This window comes from Acinetobacter sp. 228 (assembly GCF_048147885.1).
The window spans coordinates 39,270-64,460 of record NZ_JAYWYV010000005.1; the positions used below are offsets into that span (position 1 = coordinate 39,270).

Consider the following 25,191-nt stretch of genomic DNA (forward strand, 5'->3'; position numbering starts at 1 on the left):
TATGGCCAATCATTTATCCGATGGCTGGTTAATTTTGCAGCATGGTTTAAAAATTGCTATAGAAATCATCTATTGATAACAGAATGCATCTGATGGGGATTTCTAGTTTATGTTGTCGCGCTTTTTTATTTACCGTCCCAAATTTGCAGCAGTTATTGCGATTTTCATGATGAGCCTGGGAATATTTGCCCTGCAAAAAATTCCCGTTGAACATATGCCGAATATGGATGCGCCAGCACTAGGAGTTTATGCAGGCTATCGTGGAGCATCGGCAGAAACTGTTGAGCAATCGGTCACCCAGATTCTGGAACAGGCAGTCAAAGGGATTGAAGGCCTGGAAACCTTTCATTCCAGCAGTTCGGTAGGACGTGCTCAACTTGATTTGCAATTTGAACAAGGGGTCGATCTGGATCAAGCCCAGTTACAGGTGCAAAACGCCGTCAATGGTGTACTGGGTCGCTTGCCGGAAGAAACCCAGCAAGGCGGGGTCAATGTCTATAAGTCAGGTTATGATCAGTTTGCACTGTTAAGTTTATATGATGAGAGTGGTCAAAGTACTGTGACCGAACTTTCAGATTATTTGATGGTACATGTAGAACCTCGTCTGTCACGTATTGAGGGTATGGGGGAGATCGAGCTGTATGGTGCTGGCTATGCCATGCGGATCTGGCTCAATCCCCACAAGTTAAATCAATTCAACCTGATGCCCAGCGATATCCGTAATGCCATAGAAACCCAGAATGCACCATTGGCTTCAGGTGCGATAGGCGGTTTGCCAACCCTCGAGGGTCAATATCTCAATGCCAAGGTAAGTGGTGGTTCACGTTTAAGTAGTGTTCAGGAATTTGAAAAGATCATTGTGAAAACGACTGATTCCGGTTCATTGCTGTATTTAAAAGATGTTGCGCGAGTAGAACTTGGTGCAGAAAGTTATAACCACATTAACTATACCAATGGTCAGTTATCTTCAGCTTTATCCATTACTTTGGCCCCTCGTAGTAATGCCCTTGCTGTCTCGGAGCAGATTCAGGCGGTATTAAAAAATGCGCAAGCCAATTTGCCGCCACACTATCAGTTGCGTATGACCATGGATAAAACGCCCTTTATTACCGGTTCCATTGAACAGGTGGCCAAAACACTGGTTGAAGCCATTTTTCTGGTGATTATCGTGATGTTTATCTTCCTGCAGAACTGGCGTGCCACCATTATTCCTGCTGTCACCATTCCGATTGTAGTTCTGGCTACGTTTGCCGTGTTGTATGTTTTGGGGATGACCCTGAACAGTTTTACCTTATTCGCCCTGATTCTGGCGATTGGCCTATTGGTGGATGATGCCATTGTCGTGGTTGAAAATATTGAACGGCTGATGCATGAAGAAAATCTGGATGCCAAAGCTGCGGCCTTAAAGTCGATGCAGGAAATGAGCGGGGCACTGGTCGGCATTACATTGGTGTTGACCGCAGTATTCATTCCCATGGCATTCTTTGGCAGTATCACCGGCGTGATTTATCGGCAATTTTCTATCACTTTGGTGGTGGCCATGTTGCTGTCATTATTCGTTGCCTTGATTATTACCCCGACATTTGCAGCACAACTGCTTAAACGCAAAACTCATCAAGCACGCTGGGCGCGAAGTTTTAATCGTGGTATGGATCGGCTCAATGCAGGCTACCAGAAAGTGTCTGCAGGAAGTATGCGATTTAAATTCGGCATGTTGGCATTGTTCGGTATCTGTATCTTGGGGTTTGGATGGGTCTATAAAAATTTACCCGAAGGTTTAATGCCTACTGAAGACATGGGCTTTGTGATGGGGAAGATCGTAATGCCCGGTAATGCGCCACGCTCCGAGATTGAGAAAGTGGGACGTGAAGTACAAGACTATTTAATGCAGCATGAATCGGAACGTATCAAGAGTATCGGCGTCTGGTATAGCGGAAATAACGTCGGTGTGGGGCCTTATCGTGGGCAGCTCTTTGTGGTATTGAAGGACTGGGCAGCACGTAAAAATCCCGAAGATTCGGTTTTTGCCATGGTAGATCGCGCCCAGAAACACTTTGCCAATCATGCCAATGCCCAGATTTTCTTTATGGCACCGTCCATGTCGAGTAATGGGCGAGTCGTAGATTTCTGGTTACAAGATTTGGATTATAAAGGAGCCGGGTTTTTACAGGAGGCATTTGGCCAGATTGAGTCACGCGCCCAAGGACAAGCATCCATTGAATTTTTACAGTTGGACCAGCCCAAAGAGAGTGCTGAGCTAAATATGCAACTCGATATTGAGCGCGTATTGAAGCATGCTATTCCTCAGCAAAATGTCAACACTACTTTGGCTGCAGCGTGGGGTGGTACCTATATCAATGACTTTATTGATCGTGGGCAGATTAAGCGTGTCATTATGCAGGGAGAGGCTGAATACCGTTCCAAACCTGAAGACCTGGCCCATTGGCATGTCAGAAATAACCAAGGTGAAATGTTGTCTTTTAACCAGTTTAGCAGCCTTAACTGGCAGGGTGGTCCAAACAGTATTAACCGTTATATGGGCTATAACGCCGTTCCGGTCTATGCCGGTATTCCAAAAGACAAATTCTCCAGTCAGACCATGCAGGATGTTGAAACATTGGTCGATGAACAGGAAGGTGTGAACCTGGCCTGGAGCGGAGCCGCACTGGAAGAAAAGCGTAGCAGTGGTCAGGCCATTTTCCTTTACATTATTTCTATCGCATTTATTTTCCTGTGCTTAACGGCGTTATATGAAAGTTGGACTATTCCTGCGGCAGTCATCAGTGCCATTCCATTAGGGGTAGGTGGCAGTATCTTATTTTGCTGGGCTTTTGGTTTCGCCAATGACATCTTTTTCCACATTGCTTTACTCACGACCATCGGCCTGTCCTGTAAAAATGCCATTTTGATTGTGGAGTTTGCTGCACAGGCAGAGCAGGCAGGTAAAACCACCATGGCTGCAGCTTTGGAGGGCGCAAGTTTACGCTTACGTCCTATTTTGATGACCTCTATAGCCTTTGCTGCTGGTGTACTTCCTCTGATTTTTGCGACAGGGGTGAGTGCGATTAGCCGTCAGGAAATTGGTGCCAGTGTTTTTGGAGGGGTTATCTTTGCGACCATTCTGGTACTGTTCTTTATTCCATTTATGTTTGTCTTGATTCGAACTCTGTTTCGTGTCAAAGCAACAAATAAAGTTATACAAATCAATCAAGAAAATCAGGAATACTCACTCTAGGGCGGGTAGCTTTCATACCTGCAGCAAATAATGGGATGGGAATGCAGCATCAAGAAAAAATACAGCAGTTACATGAGAGTCTGCTTACTGGGAACAATAATATTCACCAACTTCTACAGCAGTTAAACATTGCCGATCAGGCCAGAATTTTGTCGGAACTTGGACCTGCGGAACGCTATCTGCAATTTCAGCAGCTAGAGCGGCAGGCCGAGGTACTGGAGTTCTTGCCACTGGCCATGCAAATCCAGTTGGCTTACCAGTTTCCTCCAGATCAGCTGGCCAGTCTGATGGATGCCATGCATTCAGATGATTTTATTGATTTATATAAGCAGATGCCTTATGAAATACAGCAGCAATTACTGGGCAAGCTGTCTACCCAGTCGCTGCAGGTGCTGCGAGAGCTGCATGCCTATCCGGAGGAAACGGCTGGTGCCTTAATGAGTTCGGACTTTATCACACTGGCGCCGGAACTTAATATGCGTCAGGCGATCGAAGTACTACGTGATATTGCCGGAAATCATGACACCTTATATCTGATCTATATTGTAGATGCACAGCAGCATCTACTGGGTGTAATTTCCTTGCGGCAGATTATCCAGGCAGCGCCGGATGCCACGATTGCCGAAGTCATGACTACGGACGTGGTTGTATGCCACAGTCGATGAAGACCAGGAACAGGTCGCCCGTACCTTGGCCTATTATGATTTTATTGCCTTACCGGTAGTCGATGCTACACAGAAGCTGGTCGGCATTATTACCTATGATGATGCCATGGATATTGCGGAGGCTGAAAGTACCGAGGATATTTTAAAATCTGGTGCCGTCACACCTTTGAATGAACTCAGTCTGAAAACTGCACCGATCTTTAGCCTGTATCAGAAACGGGTATTCTGGCTGGTGATACTGGTTTTCGGGAGTCTATTGTCTGGAATCGGGATTGCGTATTTTGAAGAGATTATCGCCTCCCATATTGTGCTGGTATTTTTCCTCCCTCTACTGGTCGGCAGTGGCGGAAATGCAGGTTCGCAGTCAGCTACCTTGATGGTGCGTGCCCTGGCCACAGGCGATGTACAGTTTAAGGACTGGTTTAGTCTGCTTGGACGTGAATCCCTGGTTGCCTTATGTCTGGGAGGCACCATGGCGATTGCCGTATCCATCTTGGGGTATATAAGAGGTGACTGGATGGTCGCTGTGGTGCTGGCCTTAAGTATGCTCGGTATTGTGCTGATGGGTTGTCTGATCGGCATGAGCTTGCCATTTATACTCAATAAATTAAAGCTGGATCCGGCCAGTGCATCAGCGCCACTGGTTACTTCAATCTGTGATGCCACTGGTGTGATCATCTATTTATTTATTGCATCTAAATTACTATTTTAATCTGCAACTGGATACACCTTAAATTAAAAAATACTTTATGCTCAATTACATTGGTTTCATTTCTGGAAAATTACATGCCTGATCCTCAACAAAAAACAAAATTAAGCCAGCAAGAAGTGATACGTCTGGAGCGTGATCTGGCCAAGTTTGCCAATATGATGGATTCAGTGGTGCGTATTCCGTTTACCAAGCAAGGCGTGGGGGCAGATGCGGCTTTAAGTACGATTCCGGTTGCTGGAGATATTGCCGGTTTTGTGTTGACCTGTTATGCCATTCATAAGGCCAAACAGATCGGGGTGCCGAGCGCCAAACTCAATCCGGTCATGAAGCTGGCAGTAATGGATGCAGTGGTTGGATTTATTCCTGTGGCTGGTACCGTCTTTGATATTTTTATCCGGCCGAGTCGCAAGGCGCTGGATGTCGTGCATCTGCATATACGTGAGGAATATCAGATTAGCAGCGACCGGCATGTGGTACATCCATTTCTGCATGAAAGTCTGGAACGTAAACAGCAGCAATCTGCTTTCTGGCGGAATCGTGTCGTGGCCTGGATCTGGATTCATATCCCGGATATTTTGGGCACCATATTCCTGATCCTGTTTGTTTTCGCGATCGGATGGGGCATTATGGCGCTGTATCAATGGATCAGCTGATTAAATTGAGCTAAAGAATACGCGAATGAATCCAATAAAAAAGCCTGCAATTACTGCAGGCTTTTTTGAATTAATATGGGTATTACTTGTGCATGTTTTAGATTAAGCACAATCAAGCTGTTGTAATGCAGCGACACGCTGTTCGATGCTTGGATGCGTCTGGAACAATGCAGCAAGGCTAAAACCTTCCTCTTTACCCGCAGAAATCGCAAATGCTTTCATTTCTTTCGGCATGGCATCTGGCATTTCAGATTCTGCCTGTAAGCGTAGTAATGCTGAAATCATGGCCTGTTTACCAGCCAGACGTGCACCTGCTTCATCGGCACGGTATTCACGGTGGCGCGAGAACCACATCACAATAGACGACGCAAGAATACCGAACACGATATCTAGCACAATAGTAATCACGAAATAGGCAATACCCGGAGCTTCACCATCTTCACGACCAAAGACATTGCGATCAATAAAATCACCTGCGACACGTGCGAAGAACATTACAAAGGCGTTCACCACACCCTGGATCAGGGCAAGAGTCACCATATCGCCATTGGCAACGTGACCGATTTCATGCGCCAATACAGCACGAAGTTCGTCTTTGTTCATACGCTCAAGCAAGCCGGTTGATACCGCAACTAGAGCATCGTTTTTATTCCAGCCAGTGGCAAAGGCATTGGACTGGTAAGAAGGGAAAATACCCACTTCCGGCATTTTAATGCCTGCACGCTGAGAAAGCTGTGCAACTTCATGGAGTAACCAGGCTTCAGCTTGGTTACGAGGAGCATTCGGGTCAATCAGTTCAGTACCCGTGGTTTTTTTCGCCATCCATTTAGACATGAACAGGGAAATGATTGAGCCGACCATACCGAACACAAAACAGATGACCAACAGGTTGCCTAGATTCAAGCCACCTGCGCCATGGTAACTACCGACACCGAAGAGTGACAAGATAATGCCAGCTACAACCAGTACCGCGAGGTTGGTTAGCAAGAACAAACCAATCCGCATCATTGAGAAATCCTCTTATTACAGAAAAATAATCTGATTATTAAATGTAAATCATTGAAATCAATATGAGGCGAAATTGAGAAGAATTCAAGGAAAAAATAGCATTTGGCTACAAAAAATACAGGGTATTTTTTGTTCGAATTAAAACATAGGTGTTTAAAAATAAAGCTGTTTAGAGATTATTCACTCAAATAGATCTTTGCTGATGCCGTTGCATTTGCAGTGGCATAAGAGCCTGCGGGTGCATCCGTGAAACTGCCATCGGCCTGTGCGATGATCTGACGCTGATACTTGGCAGCCTGAATATTGGAAGCGGTGGTGGAGCCCGTGGAGTAATTGTCGGAGCTGGCAATAATACGCCCCTGACTCGACGCAGGGCTAGGTGAAATACTATTGGTGCTCAGGCCTTCGGTATACAGATTCTGATAGCGACTGGTCACACGGCGCACATAGTCCTGGGTTTCACGAAAGGGCGGAATACCACCGTATTTGCTGACATTGCCTTCACCGGCATTATAACCAGCCAGTGCCAGACTGGTATTGCCATTAAAACGTTTCAATAACCAGGCCAGATATTTGGCGCCCGCCATAATATTCTGCTGGGGATCATAGGCATTGCTGACATTAAAACGACGGGCAGTGGCCGGCATGAGTTGCATTAGGCCCTGTGCACCGACTGGTGAACGCGCATGTACATTGAAACCAGATTCAGTATGCATCACGGCTTTAATCAAGCCTTCAGAAACGCCATAAGTTTGGGATGCCTGACGGATAATCGAGTCATAAGCATTTTTATTTCTACTATAGCTAGGCAACACCGAAGCTTCACTAGAGCCCCAGTTGCTATAACTGTGAATATTGCTGTCTGGATAATAAGTCTTCTTTTCTACCTGTAAGTGATTATAGCGACTTTTCTTGTTAGTCAATAAAGTACTGCCATTACTGTCACGTAACTGATAAATCGTTTGACCGGCATAAACAAAATGACAACAACTTGCCAATAGCAAGCCGCTGATCCCATAACGCCCCAAAACATGTACATTTATTTTCATTGTTTATATTAAGTAAACACAATAGAGAAAAATTTAATCAAGAGTTTAACAAAAAATTACGGAATGAAAAGACTTGTGCGCTGCATTTATAAACGAGTTTGTAAATGCAAGTCATTTTTTACATTTTAGCAGTAGAAAAAAAAATATGATTTAATTTAAAACCTTAGGCTTGACAGGTATAAGTTATTGATTTTTATATATAATTAAATTGATCAAAAAATGATCAATTTAAAGAAAAGCCTTATCTTTTGAGCCGGACAAGTTGTCAAGCCTGTTTCAATCCACAAAGTTATCCACAGCTTTTGTGGACAACTGTGGAAAAGTCCAAAAGATAAGCATTTTGCCTAAAAATTGAACGCAATCGTTCAATATATCAATCTAAATAAAACATGAAAATGAAATTAATAAGACATTTTCATGAAAATAAATTCTTTTGATGCGATACGGGGCCGAATCGGCTAAAATTGCGCGGTATTTTTATTTATGGGTTAATCTCGTCTATGTACTCGCCAGTTGAGTCCGAACAAGGATTTAATTTCAAACCTGAATTGCCAACAAGCTCAGTCTACTACCGTTTGTTAAAGAAGCTTCGCCGCCAGGTCGGACATGCCATTCGTGACTTCAAGATGATTGAAGAAGGCGATAAGGTCATGGTGTGTATTTCTGGTGGTAAAGACAGTTATACCCTGCTAGATATCCTGCTGCAGTTCAAGCGTATCGCACCGATCAACTTCGATGTGGTGGCCGTCAATCTGGACCAGAAACAGCCAGGTTTTCCGGAAGATGTATTGCCGCGTTATTTAGAAGAAAATAACATTCCTTATTACATTCTGGAAAAAGACACGTACAGCATCACTAAAAAGCTGACACCTGAAGGCAAAACCTATTGCGCCGTCTGTTCGCGTTTGCGTCGTGGTTCTTTATACGGTTTTGCACAGGAAATTGGTGCGACCAAAGTTGCTTTAGGCCATCATCGTGATGATATCCTGGCGACTTTCTTCCTGAACCTGTTCCATGGCGGCAGCTTGAAGGCGATGCCACCGAAACTGCTGTCTTCAGACAAAAAGAATATTCTGATTCGTCCACTGGCGTATGTGGAAGAAAAAGATATCATCAAATATGCAGAAATGCGCCAATTTCCAATTATTCCATGTAATTTATGTGGCTCTCAGGATAATCTGCAGCGCGCAATTATCAATGACATGTTACGTGATTGGGATAAAGCACATCCAAAACGTCTACATAGTATTTTTGGCGCCTTGCAAAATGTCTCGCCATCGCAGCTGGTCGATCGTGAATTATTTGATTTTGAAGTGCTGGACAGCCAGCGTGAATTCGACTTCAAAGGCAGTGATTCGACTGAAGAAGCCGTAGAAGGGGAGAATCGCCGGATCAATATGGTCAATCTGGGCTTTGCTGCAGAATAGTTTGAGAATTTGCAGACATTGGCCTACAGGTTGATGTCTGTGCTGTAAATATAAATAAAACAGAACTACAAAAATTGAACGGGGCGTACAAAATTCGTTAGCCTTTGCGCTAATGATCATGATATAACAAAGCACAAGCATAATAGCTTCAACATGATGTCGTCTGGATAGCCGACACAAATGAACAAATAATTTGAGGAAAGATCATGCCTGCTTTTTTAACTGATGATTGGTTTTCAACTGTAGAAACTCTAACAGCGCAAGCTGGCGATTTGAATCTGCCACCGGCTTTGGCGAACCTTGCGATTAATTTGGTTGTAGCAGACACTACAGGTAATACTGAACTCTCTTTAGATGGTGGGGCAATCAAAAAAGGTTTGTCTTCAAACGCCAAAACCACGTTGAATATGGATGGCGAAACCTTACGTAAAGTTTTCCTGGAATTTGACATGGCTGCTGCAATGCAGGCGTTCATGACTGGCAAAATCAAAGTACAGGGTGATATGTCACAATTGATGGCACTTCAAACTGCCAAGCCAAGTCAGGAACAGAAAGACCTGTTCAAGAAAGTGCTTGAAAATACTACGGCTTAATTCTTGCTGGGATTTGCTCGAATAAAGACGAAAAAAGCTTACCCTAAGGTAAGCTTTTTTTATGGCATTGTGATCAATGTGCAGGGTTAACCTAGATATTCACCAATTGCGGTGTGGTCTTGATATGTTCCAGATAAGCACGAATACGAGTTACATATTGTACTGCTTGACGGTAACGACCATTATTGGCTTTATTCTGATCCAGATAGGCATATAGGTTGACCCAGTTATCCGGGTTCTTGCCTTGTGACTGGATACGTTTTTGCAACTGATTCACTGCACCTGGGCCCATATTATAAGCTACTAGTGCAAACCAGTTCCGATCTGGAAATGGAATATGATCATAGCGACTAAGCATTTGATCATAATACTTGGCACCACCCTGAATACTTTGAGCCGGATCAGTACGGTTACTCACGCCCATGGCTTTGGCTGTACTGTTGGTCAGCATCATCAAGCCGCGAACACCTGTTGGAGAAACCGAATTTGGTTTCAGATAAGATTCCTGATAACCAATGGCGGCCAGTAAATGCCAATCCAGATCATATTGCTGTGCGGTCTGTTTAAAGCTAGCTTTATACATCGGCAGTCGGCTGCTCAAGTCACGTTGAATGGTTGTCCAGGATTCCTCTTTCACCACATTCTGATTATAAAATGAAGCAAGCTGCTTGATGGCACCGCTTTGTTTGCCTTTACAGATAAACGCACTGGCAGTCTGGCTTAAAGGATCGGTGGCAGATTTAAATACCAGATTTAAATTGGTATTCAGGCCATTATTTATCAAAATTGACTGATCTCCACACGTGGCTGAAAATGAGGTCAATTTCTTATTTTCAATTGCACTTAAATCGGTCGTGGTCATGGCCAAGTTGGCTTTGCCCTGCGCAACCCACTGTAGGGCGGTCTGATTGTCAGGAACAATCTTAAAATCGAGCTTTACATTCAGGCTGTTGGCATAGTTGCGAACCAGATCATAACCAAAGCCATGCAGATGTTGCCCATCTTGAAATACAGTAGTCGGATTTGCAATCGCAACTACGGTTAACTTATTGCTGTTTACCACATGATCAAACTGGAGAGTGGTCTTACTTGCATTGATACTGTGTAGTGGAATAAATGCAGTGCTCAGTACAAGTACTTTCAAAGGGAGAGAGGAAATTACAGATCTTAGGCAAAGCCTCGACCCAGTGGATGAACTACTGTGCATGTTGTCTCCGCTACAAAGTAATTTATGCCCTAAAAATCACAGCTAAAACAGCCAGAGATTTTAACAGTTTGATAAATTCAATAAGGGTTGGGCAGTCATGACGTCATTCAAAATGACAAGAGATTTAAAGATAATTATGTAGAAAAACTACATAGTTTAAAAAGTAAGCATTTCCGGAAATTGTTGGCATATTAATGATCTGAAAAACGATTGTCAAATTTTGTACACAAATTATTTTTAAAAATAATTTTAAATTATTGAAATATAATGATTATTTTTTTTGAAATTTGGCATTGTTTTAAAATGGTAAATAAAATAAGCTGTTTGTGAGTTAAAACAGTGAAAATATGATCAGCAAGATGTATGAAATCTAACTTAATTACTCGTGGCGGACACGATAAATTGGTGGCAGAACTTAAGAATCTCTGGCATGAAGAACGTCCGGAAATTACCAAAAAAGTGAATTGGGCAGCCAGTCTCGGTGACCGTTCTGAAAATGCGGATTACCAGTACAACAAGCAACTTTTACGCAAAATTGACCGCCGGGTTCGCTATTTGGGAAAACGTCTGGAAGAGCTGAGAATTGTCGATTTTTCTCCAGAGCAGGAAGGCAAGGTCTATTTTGGTGCTTGGGTGGACATTGAAAATGAAGAAGGTGAACAAAAGACTTTGCGTATTGTAGGAGTAGATGAAATTTACGATCATCATCCGCAGCATATTTCGATTGATTCGCCGATGGCACGCGCCTTACTGGGCAAGCAGATTGATGATGAGGCCGAGGTGCTGACACCCTCTGGAAAGAAGCTCTGGTTCATTAATTCAATTCGCTATGAAAAGCCAGAAAATTCAGAAGATTAATTGAATTGATTTTATTTTGTGCAGTTGATTCGGTAAAAGCATAAAAATATTTGCCAAGCATGATTTTTGTTTATATTATGTCGGCCATGGAAGCGTGGCAGAGCGGTTTAATGCACCGGTCTTGAAAACCGACGAGGGTGTGAGTCCTCCGTGAGTTCGAATCTCACCGCTTCCGCCAAATTTTAAAAACCCAGTCAATTTGACTGGGTTTTTTTATGTCTCAATATTTTTCGATTGTTGATCGGACTGGATGCCGAATGTGGTTATTTCTCTCATCATTCTCTACTGAGTTAAATTCAACTCAAGATCATTTCAAGATTCAAATCTTTGAATGGAAATACTCAGGTTGGCTTTGATTTCGGATGATTTTTAGCTGAATAAACTGCTTTTTATAGAAGTTTCGCTAAATTTTATTGCCAAAAATCTGATTTATTTATATGATGGCGGCCATGGAAGCGTGGCAGAGCGGTTTAATGCACCGGTCTTGAAAACCGACGAGGGTGTGAGTCCTCCGTGAGTTCGAATCTCACCGCTTCCGCCAAATTTTAAAACCCCAGTCGAAAGATTGGGGTTTTTCTTTTTAAGCTGCAAATACTGAATCTTAAATTCCTCAGTTCTGAAATCAAGCTACCAAATCTTGAAAATTGACACATCAGCCAAATATAGAGTCAGAAGCATCAACGCGCTATCATACGCTCAAGCATCATATGGATCTCATTATGAAAATTGTCGCAGATGAAAATCTGGCATTTACCGATTACTTTTTTTCCGAGTTTGGTGATATTCAACATCGTGCAGGACGAACCTTAAGCGCTGATGATGTCAAAGATGCTGATAGCTTGCTGGTACGTTCAGTGACTCAGGTCAATGAAGCACTGCTAAAGAATAGTTCGATCAAATTTGTAGGAAGTGCCACCATCGGCACAGATCATTTGGATATTGCTGCATTAGAACAGCATGGGATTCAATGGAGTAATGCAGCCGGCTGTAATGCGCAAGCAGTGGCTGAATATGTGATTACCGCGTTATTGCAGGTGCGTCCTGAATTAATCGATGCCAATGCGACATTTACCTTGGGTATTGTCGGTTTGGGTAATGTTGGAATCCGACTGGCCTACATGGCGAAGCTCTTGGGCTGGCGCGTGATTGGCTATGATCCTTTGGTGCAAAGAGAGCAGGTTGATCAAGTTGAATTTCATGAATTATTGCAGCAGGCGGATGCAATTTCGATTCATGTCCCTTTAACCATAACAGGCGCATATCCAACCTATCATTTATTTAATGCTGCTTCGCTGGCGCACATGCGGCCTGATGCAATCCTGATTAATTCAGCACGTGGGCCAGTCATTGAAGAAGCCGCGCTGATCCAGGATATACAGGCGACACATCGCACCGTGGTTTTGGATGTTTTTGAGCATGAGCCGCTGATTTCAGCAGAACTTCTGGATCTGGTGACTTTGGTCACTCCGCATATTGCCGGCTATAGTCTGGAAGGCAAGGCACGTGGTACCCAGATGATCTACGAAGCTTTTTGTCACACTTTCGGTTTTGCGGCCAATAAACAGTTTGAATCCCAGCTGCCTGTCTGTGAGCAGTTTTTTCAGGGGCAGGATTTAAAAATGGCATTGCAACAGCATTTATCCCAAATTTATGACATTGCTCGTGATGATGCCAATCTACGTGCCTGTCTCAAAGAAGGTAAAGTCGATCAGCAGGCATTTGATCATTTACGTAAAACCTACCCACTACGTCGTGAGTGGGCAGCACATGGTGGGCCGAAGGCATGATGATGACATATCAACCCACTTGTGACCTTCAAGCCATGCATGCGCGTGCGAATTTATATCGTCAAATCCGTCAGTTTTTTGCTGAGCGCGATGTATTAGAAGTCGAAACACCGATTTTATCTCAAGCCGGTGTGACCGATGTGCATTTGACTTCGGTACAGGCCCAGCGTCATGTGCTGGGTAAAGCGCATACACATTATTTGCAGACCTCACCTGAATTTGCCATGAAGCGCTTATTGGCAAGTGGTTCTGGACCCATTTACCAGATCTGTAAAGTTTTCCGTGATGATGAGCATGGGCGTAAGCACAATAGCGAATTCACCATGCTGGAATGGTATCGTCCGGGGTTCAGTTTAAAAGATCTGATGTTTGAAGTATCTGATCTGTTGAATGTGACCTTGAAAGCACGTTTTGGCGAAATCCGTCCGACCATTCTGAGTTATAAGAATGCATTTATGGATCGTCTGGATCTCAATCCGCTTCAGGCAACTATACAAGAACTGAAAGACTGCTGCCGCCGCGTCGGTCTCAATCTGGATTTAGGCGAGGATCGTCTCGCTTATATCGACCTGTTATTTTCACATATGGTTGAACCTAGTCTGGGGTTTGATACCGCAGTATTCCTGACCGATTTTCCCCCTGAAATGGCTTCTTTGGCCAAAACCCGAATCGATGAAGATGGTGAACTGGTCGCCGCACGTTTTGAACTGTATATCGAAGGTTTAGAATTGGCCAATGCTTATGATGAGCTGATTGATGCCGAGATATTGCGTTCGCGCTTTGAGGCAGATAATGCTGAACGAGCCAAACTTGGCTTGCATGTCATGCCCATCGATGAATATTTACTGGCGGCTTTACCGAAGATGCCGGAATGTTCAGGAATTGCTTTGGGAATTGACCGTTTGTTGATGATTGCAACTAATCAAATGAAACTGGAGCAAGTAATCAGCTTTCCGGCAGATATTTCCTGATGGTACTGATTCAATATTTCTTAATTTTTTTGTGATAAAGAGAAACTAAGCCATTAAAAAAGCACCCGAAGGTGCTTTTTTATTATTCAATCGCTACGGTTTGTTGCGCTTTGAGCTGACCAAGTGCCTGAATCCGTCGTTCAATCAGCATTTCGCCAATATCCGGACCCTGAATATCGGCAGGAAGGTCTTGTGCCTTGATGGCACGTACGGTCTGCATAGCATCAAGAATATACTGTGCTTGTGGATAAGCACGATCTTCCAGACCCAGGCGGCCACGTGAATCACATTCACAAGCCTGTACAAAAGCTTCAACACGTTCAGGGCGACGTAATACATCCAGGCGTTGTAATAATCGCCATAAAGTTCCCGGTTTAAGATTGAAGGCCTGATGACATTTCAGATGTTCTTTGCACACCGCCAAAGCCAGTTGCTTGGTATAAGTCGGCACTTTTAAACGCTCACACAGTTCATTCACTGGTTTAATGCCACGTTCTTCATGCATGATATGTCGCGGTAATTCTTCAAGCGGCGTTAAAGCCTTGCCTAAATCATGCACTAAAACGGCAAAACGTACATCCAGGCTGTAGTTTTGACGGCAAGCTTGCTGTAAGGACATCATGGTGTGAATGCCACAGTCAATTTCCGGATGATATTCAGGACGTTGCGGAATGCCATATAAGGCATCAATCTCAGGGAATAGCACCTTTAAAGCCCCACATTGACGTAATACTTCAAAATACACATCAGCATGACGTTCCGATAATGCACGCGAAGTTTCTTTCCAGACACGTTCAGGTATGAGCGCATTTAATTCGCCAGATTCAGTCAAGCGCTGCATCAATGCCATGGTTTCATCGGCAATCACGAAACCCGTACTGGTATAGCGTGCAGCAAACCGGGCAATCCGCAGTACCCGTAATGGATCTTCAACAAAAGCATCGGAAACATGACGTAGAATCCGATTTTCCAGATCTTGCTGACCGCCATAAGGATCATAAATCTGACCAGCTTCATCCATGGCCATGGCATTAATGGTCAGATCACGCCGGATCAGATCTTGCTCCAGGGTAACGCTCACATCGGTATGAAACTCAAAACCATGGTAACCATGCCCAGACTTACGTTCAGTACGCGCCAGTGCATATTCTTCTTTTGTTTGGGGATGTAAAAAAACAGGAAAGTCTTTGCCTACTGGCTGATAGCCTAGCTCAAGCATTTGTGCGGGAGTTGCACCCACGACGACATAATCTTTTTCGTGATAGGGGTGTCCGAGCAAATGATCTCGAACGGCGCCGCCTACTAAATAAACTTGCATGAAAAAACCTCTATTCTTAGAAGCATCATGCTACAGAATAGAGGTTTTCTCAAGTTAAGAAACGAGGCGAATGCGTCGTTATCTTGTCATTGGCTTAAAGTGCATCTTGTTCCGCTTGCTGGATTTCTGCCACAGTGAGCGCAGTCATATTGATCACACGGCGCGTAGTTGCAGTCGGTGTCAAGATGTGTACAGGTTTTGCCGCACCCAGAAGAATTGGTCCAATGGTCACATTGTTGCCTGAAGTTGCTTTTAACAGGTTAAACGAGATATTGGCAGCATCTAGATTCGGCATGATCAGCAGGTTTGCAGAGCCCTTGAAACGTGAATTCGGGAATGCAAACTGACGAATGTTTTCATCCAGTGCTGCATCGCCATGCATTTCACCTTCAACTTCCAGCTCAGGCGCGATTTCAGACAGAATGTCATACACTTTACGCATTTTTTGCGCGCTGGCATCATGCTGGTCTGAACCAAAGCTTGAATGAGAAAGCAGGGCAATACGTGGTGTCATACCAAAACGGCGCACTTCTTCAGCCGCCAGAATGGTCATTTCAGCCAGCTGTTCAGCCGTTGGATTAGTATTGACATAGGTATCGGCGATGAACAGGTTGCGGTCTTCGAGCATCAAGGCATTCAAGGTAAAGAAAGTGTTATGACCATCTTTCTTGCCAATGATGTTGCTGACGAAGTCCAGATGAATATCGTAGCTAGAATACGTACCACACAGCATACCGTCTGCCATGCCATGTTTTACCAACATCGCAGCGATCAGAGTAGAGCGGCGACGTGCTTCACGCTGTGCATATTCAGGCGTTACACCCTTGCGCTGCATGATATTGTAGTAATCATCCGCAAACATTTCATAGTTCGGGTTCTTTTCCTGATCAATGATAGTGATATTTACACCATCTTCAAGACGTAAACCCAGTTTCTTGATATTGGCTTCGATGACTGCCGGACGGCCTACCAGAATCGGTTTTGCCAGGCCTTCATCCACAGCAATTTGTGCAGCACGTAATACACGCAGGTCTTCACCTTCAGCATAGGCAATGCGTTTAGGATCAGATTTCGCCTGTTCAAAAATCGGTTTCATGACGAATGCCGAGTTGTAGACAAACTCAGACAGACGTTGACGATACGCCGAGAAATCCTGAATTGGACGAGTCGCAACACCAGAATCCATTGCAGCTTGTGCCACAGCAGGTGCAATCTCCAGAATCAGACGTTGATCCAGTGGACCAGGAATCAGGTATTCGCGGCCAAATGAAGCTGATTTTTCACCATAGGTTGCCGCATCGGCTTCAATATGCGCCATACGTGCAATTGCATGGACACAGGCAATTTTCATGTCTTCATTAATAGTGGTTGCACCCACATCCAGTGCACCACGGAAGATATACGGGAAGCATAGCGCGTTATTCACCTGGTTCGGATAGTCAGAACGGCCAGTCGCCATGATGACATCATCACGAACTTCATGCGCATGTTCAGGCAGAATTTCTGGATCCGGGTTCGCCAATGCAAAGATGATCGGATCTTTTGCCATGACCTTGACCATTTCTTTGGTCAGAATGCCGGCAGCAGAAAGACCGAGGAACATGTCTGCGCCTGCAATCACGTCACCTAGCTGAGTAGCTTCAATGTCTTGCACATAAGCTTTTTTGGATTCATCCAGACCTTCACGATGCGTAGTCAGCAGACCGCGTGAATCGGCAACAATGATGTTCTCTTTATTAGCACCCAGAGCACAAAGCAGATTTAAGCAAGAGAGTGCTGCAGCACCGGCACCTGAAGCTACAATCTTGATCTCTTCAATTTTTTTGCCATTAATTTCCAGGGCGTTAAGTAAAGCAGAACCGACAATGATCGAAGTACCGTGCTGGTCATCATGGAATACAGGAATATTCATGCGTTCACGCAGTTTCTGCTCAATATAGAAGCACTCTGGCGCCTTGATATCTTCCAGGTTAATCCCGCCAAAAGTCGGTTCTAATGCCGCGACAATATCTACAATTTTGTCTGGATCATTTTCAGCAATTTCAATATCGAATACATCCACACCAGCAAATTTTTTGAATAATACGCCTTTACCTTCCATCACCGGTTTAGAAGCCAAAGGGCCAATATTACCCAAGCCCAGCACAGCAGTACCGTTGGTTACTACAGCAACCAGGTTACCCCGTGCTGTATACAATGCAGCAGTTGAAGGGTCGCGTTCAATCTCAAGGCAAGGTGCAGCTACGCCAGGCGAGTAAGCAAGGGCCAAGTCACGTTGGTTGACCAATTGTTTGCTTGGTGTAACGCTGATTTTCCCCGGGGTAGGAAATTCGTGATAGTAAAGGGCCTGTTGCTTTAAAGATTGTTCGTCCATCAGTCTCTCGATCGTTGTAAAGATTACCCAGTCAGTGGGCAAAGAATTTATTTATGTTCCTGAATATACCATTTGTTAACCAGTTCGGACAGACAAAGACGGCCGTTTTTCCAACAAACTTATTGTGGTCAAATATAGACTTAGACTTGATATGTATAAGATTGAGCTGTCTTGTCTTGCACTAAATAAGCGGTTGCTTCTCGTTCAGGCAGGGCTTTGGAAAATAAGAAGCCTTGGGCTATATCACAGTCTAAATCCCGTAAATATTCTAATTGTTCTTCAGTCTCGATCCCTTCTGCAACCACGGTCATACCCATGGCTTTGCCCATGGCCACCATAGCACTGACAATTGCTTCATGTTTGTTTTTTCCAATCTTAGAAACAAAACTGCGATCAATTTTTAAGGTATCGATTGGAAAATCAGCAAGATAGGAAAGGGATGAATAGCCTGTACCAAAATCATCCAGCGCAATATGAATATGTCGCTGTTTAATCTCGTTCAGCAGGTTTTTGACTGCTTCTGAATTTTCAATTAACGAAGATTCCGTAATTTCCAGTTCCAGACTGTTACCTGAAATCTGGTGGTCTGCAATGGCCTGATCCAGATCATCCAGCAACTGACCGCGACGCAACTGCTGGGCCACGACATTGACTGATACACAAATATGATTAAAGCCCAGATCATTCCATTGGCGAATCTGTTTAGCAGTCTGCTGAATGACCAGACGGCCAATATCTGAAATCAGGCTGGTTTGTTCGGCTAAAGGAATAAATAAATCGGGTGCAATAATTCCTTTTTCTGGATGGGCCCAGCGAATCAGCGCTTCAAAGCCATAAATGCTGTGATCACTGAAATTGATTTTTGGCTGATAATAGACAATCAGTTCATTATTCTGGATTGCTTTACGCAGATCCCGTTCCAGGAAGATTCCATTTTTCTGCAAGGCATCATTTTCACTTGAATAAAAATGAATGGTATTGCCGCCTAGGTTCTTGGCTTCTTTTAATGCCTGTTCAGCACAGTTATTTAAATAATCCAGCTGGCGGCCATGATCTGGATAAAATGCCACGCCCATAGACAGGGTAATTACATGATCCTGACCGTAAATATTAAACGCTTGGCTAAAGGCTTGGGCAATGCGTTCACAATGGTGCTGAACAGAAGGACGAATATGTGAAATTTCATAGAGAATGGCAAAATCATCACCATTCAGATGGGCAACAAACAATGCTTCTGCATTGGTCATGCGCAGGCGCTGTGCCACCTGACGTAAAAGTTCATCACCGCCATTATTGGACAGGTATTCATTCAACGGCCGGAAACGGTCGATATTAAGTCGAATCACAGCCATCTGCTTAAGAGAGTCTTTTTGTGAAACCAGATATTGGTGCAGCTGATAGTTATAATAGAAACGGTTGGGCAAATCGGTCAAGGTATCGTAATTTTCCAGATAGGACAGGCGCTGTTCCTGTAATTTGCGTTCAGTCAGATCCGATACGATGCCAATGTAATGGGTAATCCGGCCTTCATCATCGGTAACGGCATTGATGTGCAGCCATAAGGTTGACTCCTTGCCAGACAGAAATTTTGCGTTGACCTCTCCATCATAAGAGCCAATTTTCTGGATCTGCTTGACGATGCTGGCCTGAAAAGCGCGTTGCTGGGATTTATTTTTCGCTACAATATCAAATAGGGATTTACCAATAATCTGATGTCGCTCAAAACCGCTCAGGTATTCGTAGTGAGGATTCACATCGATATAATCTAAATCAGGATTCAAAATGAAAATCCCTTCTGCGGCCTGTTCCAGTACACTGGCTACCAGCTTTAAACGCTCTTGAGACAGCCGTTCCTGTTGAATATCACGACGGATACCAACCATTCTTAAGGGCTTATTATTGTTAGGGTCGCGGCTGATTACCCGACCAATGTCATGTACCCAGCTCCAGCCACCTTCACTGAGCCTGATCCGGTAGGTAGCATCGTAGCGTTCAGTCTGACCGCGTAGGTGCTGTTTCATATTGCGTTTAAAATGGTCCAGGTCGTCCGGGTGGATCAGATGCTGTAATTGCAGATGATGATCTTTGGAATCACGCAGAATCTTTTCATCTTTATGATTGGTGAGGGTGATGTTGCGTGCTTGAATATTCCAGTCCCAAGGGCGGATACCGGCAATTTTATGTGCCAGTTCCAGATCTTGCTGCTTATTCTTCAGATCCTGATTGATCTGCTCGATATCATAGGTGCGTTCCCGTACTTTCTGTTCCAGCAACTGATTGCTGAGCTGTAATTGAAGTTCAATATCTTTAGATTTATTAACTTCAGTTTTGAGTTGCTGACAAAGTTCATCCGTCCAATGAATCTGCTGTTCTGCATTTTTTACCAGAATATCATTTTCTACATACAGACGTGAGGTACGGCTATGAATACGGTAGCTGCTTGTTGCACATAGCAAAATCACAATCATGGAAAAATTTAAAGCCAGTGCAAAGAAAGGATTGGAATCACCTGTCGGATAAATTTGCGACAGTAAAAAGGGCAGTAAAGACGGAAAAAATGCCAGACAGAAATAGCTCAGTTTCTGGGTTAAATAGGTTAAACCGAAAGCTTGGGTAACAATCAGCAACAAGGCGGACAAGGTCAGTGCTTCAATATCGTTAAAGGCTGGGTTGGCTTGAGGCAAATAATAGTAAATGGTAAAAATACCTGCCGCGATACAGATCCCCACAGCCAGACTTTGAAACTGTAACCAGCGATGCGCATTCTTCTGGTTATAGTGCTCAGGTTTAAAGTACAGCGTACTCGCCAGCCAGCACATGCTGACAAGGAGCTCTGTCAGAATAAACCAGATATTAAAATAGGTATTAGAAGGTCTGTATTGAATGTGATAAATACAAAAAATATAAAGACAGATCACCATTATGCTGAGCAAAAAATAGCGACTATGACGCAGCGTGTTCGCAATCTGAGCATCATGTAGGTGCTGCTGAATATAATCGTCTGGATTATCAACCATGTGAGTCAATGCCTGTATTCATCCTATACGGTTTTCGTCCTTGTGCATTGTTATTATAAAAACCCCCAGGAAATGTGTGAAAATCAATTAATAAGTAGTTGTTATTCTTTAGTCGAGATTAGTTGTCTTAAAAATAAAAATCAACAAAATTAAAGACAAAATTTTACCTACCCGATGAACTAAAGTACATAATTTAAAATAGACAGGGCTACAACAGGGGCAGTTTCAGTACGCAGTACACGCTCGCCTATACACCAGTTACGAAAACCTTTGTGGTTGGCGGCATTAATTTCCGCTTCACTCAGACCTCCTTCGGGACCAATCAATAAGGCAAGATCCAGGGTCGCCTCTGCCAGTACATCTGTTTCATCTTTATTAGGTGCTAAAACCAGTTTGGTGTCTGGCAATTCATTTTCCAGCCATCTTTCAAGGGAAATGGGTGCTAAAATCTTGGGTACAATATTTAGACCACACTGTTCACAAGCGGCAATAGCAACACCTTGCCAATGTTCCAGTTTTTTCTGGTCGCGATCATACTTTAAACGCATTTCGCAACGTTCCGAGGTCAACAGCTGAATCTCGGATACGCCCAGTTCGACAGCTTTCTGAATTGCATAATCCATACGGTCGCCTTTGCTCATGACCTGACCGAGCAAAGCCTGAAACTTGGGTGTGCGATTAGCGGGATTGAATGCATTGACCGAGACCGTAGCTGATTTTTTAGCAACTTCAGTAAGGGTCACGTCATATTCGCCACCCTGCCCATTAAACAATGTTGCAGTTTCGCCCACTTGAGCACGTAATACCTTCACCCAATGATGAAAAACGGTTTCTGTTAACTCGACCGCAGTATCAACATTTAAGTCTGCTTCAATAAAAAAACGTGGCATGGGGTGATTACTCTCAGGTAGAACAAAACAGGACTGCATTGCTGTTTTCCCTCTTTGAATTTCTTCCAGAGAAAGAAAGAGTGGGGAAGCTCAATGCAGCCTAGAAACTTATGCGAGACCTAAGTCTTTCACAAGCTTGCGTGTAGGATCAGTAGTATTCATGGTGTAAAAGTGCAGGCTTGGCGCCCCACCTGCAAGCAGGCGCTCACAGAATTTCACCACAACTTCGTGGCCAAAGGCTTTAATACTGGCCGTGTCATCACCATAGGTAGCCAGTTGTTTGCGAATCCAGCGTGGAATTTCAGCACCAGTACCATCAGCAAAACGAATCAGATTACTGGCATTGGTAATTGGCATGATGCCAGGGGCAACCGGAATATCGATTCCTGCTTTCTGGATACGATCTACAAAATAGAAATAAGCATCTGGATTGAAGAAGAACTGGGTTAATGCCGCATTGGCGCCCGCATTGACTTTATCAACAAAGTGCTGAATGTCTTTGTCAAAGCTTTCAGCCTGTGGATGCATTTCCGGATAAGCTGCCACTTCAATCTTGAAATGATCACCTGAATGTTCACGGATAAAGCGGACCAGATCCTGTGCATAAGGTAATTCACCCAAACCGACCTGACCAGAAGGTAAGTCACCACGCAGGGCAACAATACGGTCAATACCTTGAGATTTGTACAGGTCTAGAAGTTCTGCAATACGTGCCTTATCATCGCCAATACAAGACAGGTGAGGGGCAACAGGTGCACCTTTGCCATTAAAGTCATTGATGGTAGACAGGGTGCGTTCACGGGTTGAACCGCCAGCACCATAGGTCACAGAAAAGAATTCTGGATTTAAGAGTTGTAACTCTTGATGTACAAGCTTGAGTTTTTCCGCGCCTACATCTGTTTTGGTTGGGAAGAATTCAAATGAAATTGGAATCTGTTTAGACATGTTCAAATCCTTTTTTTATAAATACTTGTAATTTTGGATTGCCCTCATCCTAACCTTCTCCCAAAGGGAGAAGGGACTTCCATTATGATAGTTAAGGTCTTTAAGGCTTACCCTCTAACTATTTTCACAATAGAAGTTTCCCTCTCCTTTTAGGAGAGGGCTAGGGAGAGGTAAAACAAAAATTAGTATTTATAAGCATCCGACTTGAATGGGCCTTCAACAGGTACACCTAGGTAGTCTGCCTGTTCTGGAGTCAGTTGAGTCAAGACACCACCGAAACCAGCAACCATCGCAGCAGCAACCTCTTCATCTAATTTCTTAGGAAGAAGTTCTACACGAATTTGTGCAGCTTTTTCAGATTCTGGAAGGTCAGCAAATTTCTCAGCGAACAAATGCATTTGGCCCAATACCTGGTTGGCAAATGAACCATCCATAATGCGTGATGGGTGACCAGTCGCATTACCAAGGTTCACCAGACGGCCTTCAGAAAGAAGGATCAGGTAATCATTTTCATTTTCTGAACGATACACTTGGTGTACTTGAGGTTTAACTTCAACCCACTTGTAGCCACGTAGGTAAGCTGTATCAATTTCAGTATCGAAGTGACCGATGTTACATACAACAGCGCCTGCTTTTAATGAATCAAGCATTGCTGAATCACAAACGTGGTAGTTACCCGTAGTCGTTACGATCAGGTCAGTGTTTTGAAGAAGATCAATATTGATGTCTTCTTTCTTGCCAGTTTGCACGCCATTTTTGTATGGAGATACAACTTCATAACCGTCCATACATGCTTGCATTGCACAGATTGGGTCAACTTCAGTTACGCGTACAATCATGCCTTCTTGACGAAGGGATTGAGCAGAACCTTTACCTACGTCACCGTAACCGATTACCAGCGCACGACGGCCAGATAAAAGCATATCTGTACCACGTTTGATTGCATCATTTAGTGAATGGCGGCAACCGTATTTGTTGTCGTTTTTAGACTTGGTTACTGAATCGTTTACGTTGATTGCAGGAACTTTTAAAGTGCCATCACGAAGCATTTCGTACAGACGTTGAACACCTGTCGTTGTTTCTTCAGTTACACCGTGAATTTTTGCAATCACTTCTGGGTATTTTTCGTGAACAAGTAGCGTTAAGTCACCGCCATCGTCAAGAATCATGTTGGCATCCCAAGGTTTGCCATTTACATTGATTTGTTGTTCAAGACACCACATGTATTCTTCTTCAGTTTCGCCTTTCCAGGCAAATACAGGAATGCCCGCAGCAGCGATAGCAGCAGCAGCATGGTCTTGAGTAGAGAAAATGTTACATGAAGTCCAGCGAACTTCAGCGCCTAATTCAACCAGTGTTTCAATAAGAACAGCAGTTTGAATGGTCATATGGATACAGCCGAGAATTTTCGCGCCTGCCAGTGGTTTTGCTGCTGAGTAGCGTTTACGCAGACCCATTAGGGCTGGCATTTCAGCTTCAGCAAGTTTGATTTCTTTACGGCCGTAATCAGCAAGTGAAATATCAGCAACTTTGTAATCTGTAAATGAAGCAGTAACCGCGTTCATCAGGATCTCCTAGGAAAAAATAGATTGGATCGTTCTGTTCGCGGATGCCGTTGTTGATCAGAACGAATGTCTGACCGATGGTCGAGCCTAGCGATTTTACATTTAGTGCCTGTAAAACGTCGCAGCATCCCTCGACTAGCGCAGTATTGTACTTGGAATCTAAACATGAGCCAAGTTGAAAAAGATAATATTATTTATTTTCTGTATTTTGAGCTTTTAATTGATCAAAAGCCTATCAATATAAATACGGTAAATTAAATGTTTTCTTTTAAGATTCTTCTGCATCATGTAGGAGGGAGTATGAGAGTTAAATAAAAAGCCTATCATTTGACGGGCTTTTCGTTTTATTTAGCTTCTTGCTCAGCAGCATCCGCTTTTTGGGTCCAGAACTCAGCTAGTTCTTCATCACCATCTACACCTAAACCATTGGCATAAATAAAAGCAAGATCGCGCATGGCCTGAACTTCACCCCATTCCGCAGCCTGTTTCACTAAAGAAATTGATTTCTCTACATCTTTTTCAATCACATCACCGCGACGGTAGAAACCCGCCAGCTCTAAAGTCGCAGCAGGGTGCTTCTCGATATTGGCCTTGCTTAACCAGTAATAGGCTAACTCAAAGTGAGCTTTGGATTCTTCCGGATCTTCTTCTGCTAGTTCTTTGGCATAAACGGTATAACCTTCACCTAACCAGTACATTGCATCCACCAGCCCGCCGTTGGCAGCTTTCAACGCCCATTCTTCAGCAAGAATGATGTCATCATCATGCTCGCTTTGCATATACAGTTCAGCCAGTTCAAATTGCGCTTCAGCATTGCCGGCTAAGGCAAGATTAGTCAAGGCAGCAGGGGGAGAAACACGCTGGGTCATATCAACATCTCAAAAATATTGTGCGTAGACTAAAAGGTTTAAAGCAAA

General features: G+C 43.8%; 17 protein-coding genes, 2 tRNA genes and 1 pseudogene. 10 read left to right on the forward strand and 10 right to left on the reverse strand.

Going from position 1 to position 25,191, the window contains the following annotated elements:
• The first annotated feature begins 109 nt into the window (after nucleotides 1–109).
• The 3 genes and pseudogenes from VXQ92_RS05455 (at nucleotide 110) to VXQ92_RS05465 (ending at nucleotide 5,265) form a co-directional block, all read left to right on the forward strand.
• Nucleotides 110–3,235: an efflux RND transporter permease subunit gene (locus VXQ92_RS05455; protein WP_416680774.1), complete on the forward strand. Its 3,126-nt coding sequence runs from the start codon at nucleotides 110–112 to the stop codon at nucleotides 3,233–3,235.
• A 41-nt stretch (nucleotides 3,236–3,276) separates the two neighbouring features.
• Nucleotides 3,277–4,612: pseudogene (mgtE, locus tag VXQ92_RS05460) on the forward strand (magnesium transporter).
• A gap of 74 nt (nucleotides 4,613–4,686) precedes the next feature.
• Nucleotides 4,687–5,265 carry a DUF4112 domain-containing protein gene (locus VXQ92_RS05465; RefSeq protein ID WP_416680775.1) on the forward strand — a complete coding sequence of 193 codons (579 nt, stop codon included), beginning with the start codon at nucleotides 4,687–4,689 and terminating at the stop codon, nucleotides 5,263–5,265.
• A gap of 102 nt (nucleotides 5,266–5,367) precedes the next feature.
• Here VXQ92_RS05465 and htpX read toward each other — a convergent pair whose 3' ends face one another.
• Nucleotides 5,368–6,273, reverse strand: coding sequence for a protease HtpX (htpX, locus tag VXQ92_RS05470; protein WP_064096313.1), 906 nt, complete (start codon nucleotides 6,271–6,273; stop codon nucleotides 5,368–5,370).
• Between the two features lie 176 nt (nucleotides 6,274–6,449).
• Nucleotides 6,450–7,322, reverse strand: coding sequence for a lytic transglycosylase domain-containing protein (locus tag VXQ92_RS05475; RefSeq protein WP_144724385.1), 873 nt, complete (start codon nucleotides 7,320–7,322; stop codon nucleotides 6,450–6,452).
• A 500-nt stretch (nucleotides 7,323–7,822) separates the two neighbouring features.
• Between VXQ92_RS05475 and ttcA the strand changes: the two genes are divergently transcribed.
• Both ttcA and VXQ92_RS05485 read left to right on the forward strand, forming a co-directional pair.
• Nucleotides 7,823–8,749 (forward strand): tRNA 2-thiocytidine(32) synthetase TtcA, encoded by a 927-nt coding sequence (gene ttcA, locus VXQ92_RS05480; protein WP_416680776.1) that lies wholly within the window; start codon nucleotides 7,823–7,825, stop codon nucleotides 8,747–8,749.
• Nucleotides 8,750–8,955: 206 nt separating this feature from the next.
• Nucleotides 8,956–9,342: an SCP2 sterol-binding domain-containing protein gene (locus tag VXQ92_RS05485; protein WP_004280536.1), complete on the forward strand. Its 387-nt coding sequence runs from the start codon at nucleotides 8,956–8,958 to the stop codon at nucleotides 9,340–9,342.
• A 91-nt stretch (nucleotides 9,343–9,433) separates the two neighbouring features.
• Here VXQ92_RS05485 and VXQ92_RS05490 read toward each other — a convergent pair whose 3' ends face one another.
• Nucleotides 9,434–10,549 carry a transglycosylase SLT domain-containing protein gene (locus VXQ92_RS05490; RefSeq protein ID WP_416680778.1) on the reverse strand — a complete coding sequence of 372 codons (1,116 nt, stop codon included), beginning with the start codon at nucleotides 10,547–10,549 and terminating at the stop codon, nucleotides 9,434–9,436.
• Nucleotides 10,550–10,912: 363 nt separating this feature from the next.
• Here VXQ92_RS05490 and greB point away from each other — a divergent pair, with 363 nt between their 5' ends.
• The 5 genes from greB (at nucleotide 10,913) to epmA (ending at nucleotide 14,165) form a co-directional block, all read left to right on the forward strand.
• A complete protein-coding gene (greB, locus tag VXQ92_RS05495) occupies nucleotides 10,913–11,407 on the forward strand; it encodes a transcription elongation factor GreB (RefSeq protein ID WP_416680779.1) in 495 nt (164 codons plus the stop codon).
• Nucleotides 11,408–11,495: 88 nt separating this feature from the next.
• Nucleotides 11,496–11,585 (forward strand) — tRNA-Ser (locus tag VXQ92_RS05500).
• 273 nt (nucleotides 11,586–11,858) lie between these two features.
• Nucleotides 11,859–11,948: transfer RNA gene (locus VXQ92_RS05505), tRNA-Ser, on the forward strand.
• A gap of 178 nt (nucleotides 11,949–12,126) precedes the next feature.
• Nucleotides 12,127–13,194, forward strand: a complete 1,068-nt coding sequence (locus tag VXQ92_RS05510; RefSeq protein WP_144725253.1) for a 4-phosphoerythronate dehydrogenase — start codon at nucleotides 12,127–12,129, stop codon at nucleotides 13,192–13,194.
• Complete coding sequence (gene epmA, locus VXQ92_RS05515; protein ID WP_416680780.1) at nucleotides 13,191–14,165, forward strand: EF-P lysine aminoacylase EpmA; 975 nt, start codon at nucleotides 13,191–13,193, stop codon at nucleotides 14,163–14,165. Before VXQ92_RS05510 ends, epmA begins: the two co-directional genes overlap by 4 nt.
• Nucleotides 14,166–14,247: 82 nt before the next feature.
• On the opposite strand, the gene VXQ92_RS05520 is transcribed toward epmA, so the two are convergent.
• The 7 genes from VXQ92_RS05520 to VXQ92_RS05550 form a co-directional block, all read right to left on the reverse strand.
• Complete coding sequence (locus VXQ92_RS05520) at nucleotides 14,248–15,483, reverse strand: multifunctional CCA addition/repair protein (protein WP_416680781.1); 1,236 nt, start codon at nucleotides 15,481–15,483, stop codon at nucleotides 14,248–14,250.
• A 94-nt stretch (nucleotides 15,484–15,577) separates the two neighbouring features.
• Nucleotides 15,578–17,857, reverse strand: coding sequence for an NADP-dependent malic enzyme (locus VXQ92_RS05525; RefSeq protein ID WP_416680782.1), 2,280 nt, complete (start codon nucleotides 17,855–17,857; stop codon nucleotides 15,578–15,580).
• Nucleotides 17,858–17,997: 140 nt separating this feature from the next.
• On the reverse strand, nucleotides 17,998–20,874 hold the full coding sequence (locus VXQ92_RS05530) for an EAL domain-containing protein (RefSeq protein WP_416680783.1): 2,877 nt from the start codon (nucleotides 20,872–20,874) through the stop codon (nucleotides 17,998–18,000).
• A 179-nt stretch (nucleotides 20,875–21,053) separates the two neighbouring features.
• Nucleotides 21,054–21,764, reverse strand: a complete 711-nt coding sequence (locus tag VXQ92_RS05535; protein WP_064102837.1) for a 16S rRNA (uracil(1498)-N(3))-methyltransferase — start codon at nucleotides 21,762–21,764, stop codon at nucleotides 21,054–21,056.
• A gap of 108 nt (nucleotides 21,765–21,872) precedes the next feature.
• Nucleotides 21,873–22,709, reverse strand: a complete 837-nt coding sequence (gene metF, locus VXQ92_RS05540; RefSeq protein WP_064102836.1) for a methylenetetrahydrofolate reductase [NAD(P)H] — start codon at nucleotides 22,707–22,709, stop codon at nucleotides 21,873–21,875.
• A gap of 182 nt (nucleotides 22,710–22,891) precedes the next feature.
• A complete protein-coding gene (gene ahcY, locus VXQ92_RS05545; RefSeq protein ID WP_416680784.1) occupies nucleotides 22,892–24,274 on the reverse strand; it encodes an adenosylhomocysteinase in 1,383 nt (460 codons plus the stop codon).
• Nucleotides 24,275–24,618: 344 nt separating this feature from the next.
• Nucleotides 24,619–25,143 (reverse strand): tetratricopeptide repeat protein, encoded by a 525-nt coding sequence (locus VXQ92_RS05550; RefSeq protein WP_213687532.1) that lies wholly within the window; start codon nucleotides 25,141–25,143, stop codon nucleotides 24,619–24,621.
• Nucleotides 25,144–25,191 lie beyond the last annotated feature (48 nt).